Raw genomic sequence first — 3,530 nt, forward strand, 5'->3', positions numbered from 1 at the left:
ACAAGAGATGATAATGAGTGTCTAATGTGTTCTGTATAGGGAGGTGAAATTATGACATTTACATTAAATAAAATACACAAAGCAGTTAACTGGAATAAAGAAGATGATAATTTTACTCAAGCTTTTTGGGAGCAAAACGTAAAACAATTTTGGCTACCGGAAGAAATTTCAGTATCAAAAGACCTTAAAGTTTGGAATGAATTAAATGAAAGAGAAAAAGATTTATATAAAAAAGTTTTAGCTGGTTTAACACTATTGGATACTAAGCAAGGAAATAATGGGATACCATCAATGATGAGCTTAACTGATAATTTACAAAGAAAAGCAGTATTATCATTTATGGGGACGATGGAAGAAATACATGCAAAAAGTTATTCTTCTATATTTACAACACTACTTTCCAATAGAGAGATAGATGAGTTATTTGACTGGATAGAAAGTGAAAAAACTTTACAAAGAAAAGCTGACTTAATTTTAAAACAATATGAAAATACAACAGATAAGAAAAGTTTATATTTATCTATGGTAACTAGTGTATTTTTAGAGAGTTTCTTATTCTATTCAGGATTTTTCTATCCACTATTCTTAGCTGGCCAAGGAAAGATGGTAGCAAGTGGAGAGATAATATCACTTATCCTAAGAGACGAATCACTACATGGAAAATATATAGGTCTTCTTGCACAAGAAATGTATTCTTCATTTGAAATAGAAGAAAAAGAAGCATTAAAAAATAAAATGTATAGTATTTTTAATGCTCTTATGGAAAATGAAATGGAATATACTTATTTAATATATAAAGATAGCGGATTAGAAAAAGAAGTTATAAATTTCTTAAAATATAATGCTAACAGAGCTTTAGAAAATTTAGGTTTTGAAGATTTTTATGAAGTTGATGATATAAATCCAATCGTATTAAATGGTTTAAGTACAGAAACTAAAACACATGACTTCTTCTCTACTAAAGGGAATGGATACCAAAAAGGTATTTATGAAGAATTAGAAGATGAAGATTTCATAATTTAATAACAATAAAACCGGTTAAGTATAAAAATAGATTAAAAAATAAATTAGAATGAATATATCATTTATGTATATGTAGCTACATTATTTTATTGTAATATATAATAGTACTTATAAAAAGTTTAAAAATATTAGTGACAATAGGCAAATAATTTTTTAAAATAAAAGTTATTTAGAGAAAGTATGGTCAAAGATTATGGGATGAAATATATGATATGGGGGATTAGATTATGACAAATAAAGATATGAGTGAAATAAAAGAGAATTATATTTATACTATAATGGGAAGAAGCATTATCATAGAAAAATACATAGGAAAGAGTCAAATTGTTCAAATACCAGAAACTATAGAATGTAAGCCTGTTACCCAAATTGCCAGTGAAGCATTTGAAGGAAAAAATTTAATAGAAATAATTATGCCAGATACCATAAAAGAAGTGGGGAAATATGCCTTTGCATCTAATATGTACTTAACAAATATTAAACTTTCTTCAAATTTAAAAGCTATACCAGAGGGGATGCTTGCATTTTGTGCTAAATTAAAGGAAATTTATATTCCTTCATCAGTTAAATCTATTAGTAAGAATTCTTTTGATAGTATTAAATTAAGAAAAATAGTAATACCAAGTTCAGTTAATAAAATAAATAATAAAATTTTTGGCAAAAAGTTAGAAGAAGTAAAAAGTACTACTTTTATAGTAGAAAAAGATAGTCATGCAGAAAATATCATATTATCTAAAAATTTGAATATAAAATATGATGACATTATGTAAGTAATCTATATTAAAAAAGTAAGATTTGAAAATTTGTGCATGTCAATATAAATCTTAAGATTTGTTAACATTTATCTATTATCCCAATGAATTAGTAAAATGCTAAAAAATTTATGGTATTATTAATTGGGGGAGAGTGATATATTTGAAATTACAAAAACCTGGAATGAGAAATATAAAAACTGGCATAGGTGTTATGATATGTGTGTTAGTTGGATATTTTAAAATAGTTGATAATGCATTTTTTGCAGCTACAGCCTGTATTGTAAGTATGCAAACCACTGTTAAAAGTTCTTTGACAGTTGGGTTAAATAGATTGAAAGGTACTTTTTTAGGTGGTATAATAGGATTTTTATTTGTACTTATTAAACCTGGAGATCCAATATTATCTTCTTTAGGAATAATTGCAACTATATATATTTGTAATTTACTTAAGATAAATAAATCTATAACTATTGCTTGTGTAGTATATTGTTCAATATATTTAAGCATAGGAAATAATAATCCAATAGATTACTCTATAAATAGGATAATAGATACTTCTATTGGGGTATTAATTGGTGTTGCTGTAAATTACTATTTATATAGACCAGATTATCTAAACAGTATTTATGAAGAAATTAGGATAATAGAAACCACATCTATCAAATTATTAAAAACAGAAATAGAAAAAGGAATTCATGGAGAAATATCATCTTTAAAAAAAGAAATTACAAAATTAGAGAGCTTATATAAAAAGTTTTTAGAAGAAGTGGAATACAGTAATGATGAAGCTAATAATGAAGAACTAAATAGAGTTATAAAAAGGTGTAAGCAAATATATTTACATCTTCAAATTTTAGAACAGATGAAGGATAAATGTTATTTGAGCAAAGAAAATTATCTTAAATCTAAAAAAATATGTGATGAATTAACTAATGGTGATTATGTTAAAGATAATGTGAGTATAGTTTATAATTATCATATAAGTGCCATAATAGATAATATAAACGAAATTCATGGAATTGATGAAAATCAAAATGAAAATCATGACAAGAAGATAGTATAATAATATATTTATATAAAAAGAGCTTTAGCCAGTATTAAATGGATAAAGCTCTTTATTACTTTTCTTAATTTATAATCTATACTTTGTTTTAAATATAATTTATTAGTAGTAAATCATGTTTAATTAATCCACTTACATATCTAAAATCTCAGATTAAGAGAAATCAATCTATTATAAAGTTCATCCATAAGTTTAATTTCTTCTTCTTCATCGCAAGCATCGTAGGTAACTGAAAGTCTTAAATAAGAGCCACAATCATCCCAAGGAACAGTAGAAATCATAGAATTTTTTAATATATAAGCAGAGGCATCTTCGGCATTTTGAAAATTAATATGACCACAACCTTTAGGAATAGGAATATAAAGATAAAATCCACCCTTAGGTTTAGAAACTTCAAAACCAACTTTTTTTAGTACATCTACAAGCATATCAAATCTTCTAGAATATCTTTTTTTATTTTCTTCAATAAGCATTTCGTAATTATCAAGTGCAAAAGCAGCAGCTTTTTGTATAGGAATAAATTGACCCGAGTCTGTATGACCTTTAATTGTTGAAAAAACTTTGATAGCTTTAGCAGAACCAACAACGAATGCCATTCTAAAACCAGTCATATTAAAGCTCTTAGAAAGAGAATGAATTTCCATACAAATATCTAAAGCACCAGGAATACTTAGTATACTAAGAGGTTC

4 protein-coding genes are annotated in these 3,530 nt (G+C 25.7%); 3 read left to right on the top strand and 1 reads right to left on the bottom strand.

What is annotated here, in order from left to right:
* Window positions 1-51 precede the first annotated feature (51 nt).
* The 3 genes from nrdF to J7G74_RS13750 all read left to right on the top strand — a co-directional run bounded on the left by nrdF (window position 52) and on the right by J7G74_RS13750 (window position 2,841).
* Entirely contained in the window at window positions 52-1,023 is a 972-nt protein-coding gene (nrdF, locus tag J7G74_RS13740; RefSeq protein ID WP_297136374.1) for a class 1b ribonucleoside-diphosphate reductase subunit beta, read from the top strand.
* 227 nt (window positions 1,024-1,250) lie between these two features.
* Entirely contained in the window at window positions 1,251-1,793 is a 543-nt protein-coding gene (locus tag J7G74_RS13745) for a leucine-rich repeat domain-containing protein (protein ID WP_297136376.1), read from the top strand.
* A gap of 145 nt (window positions 1,794-1,938) precedes the next feature.
* Window positions 1,939-2,841: an FUSC family protein gene (locus J7G74_RS13750; RefSeq protein WP_297136378.1), complete on the top strand. Its 903-nt coding sequence runs from the start codon at window positions 1,939-1,941 to the stop codon at window positions 2,839-2,841.
* A 140-nt stretch (window positions 2,842-2,981) separates the two neighbouring features.
* Here the strand turns inward: J7G74_RS13750 and J7G74_RS13755 are convergent.
* Window positions 2,982-3,530, bottom strand: a 549-nt coding sequence (locus J7G74_RS13755; protein WP_297136380.1) for an aminotransferase class I/II-fold pyridoxal phosphate-dependent enzyme, incomplete at its 5' end; no start/stop codon positions are given.

The organism is Terrisporobacter sp., from assembly GCF_017888745.1.
GTDB lineage: Bacteria > Bacillota > Clostridia > Peptostreptococcales > Peptostreptococcaceae > Terrisporobacter.

Excerpts from the sequence above, each read along its gene's own strand:
- nrdF (WP_297136374.1), top strand. The coding sequence starts at position 52 with ATGACATTTACATTAAATAAAATACACAAAGCAGTTAACTGGAATAAA.
- J7G74_RS13745 (WP_297136376.1), top strand. The coding sequence starts at position 1,251 with ATGACAAATAAAGATATGAGTGAAATAAAAGAGAATTATATTTATACT.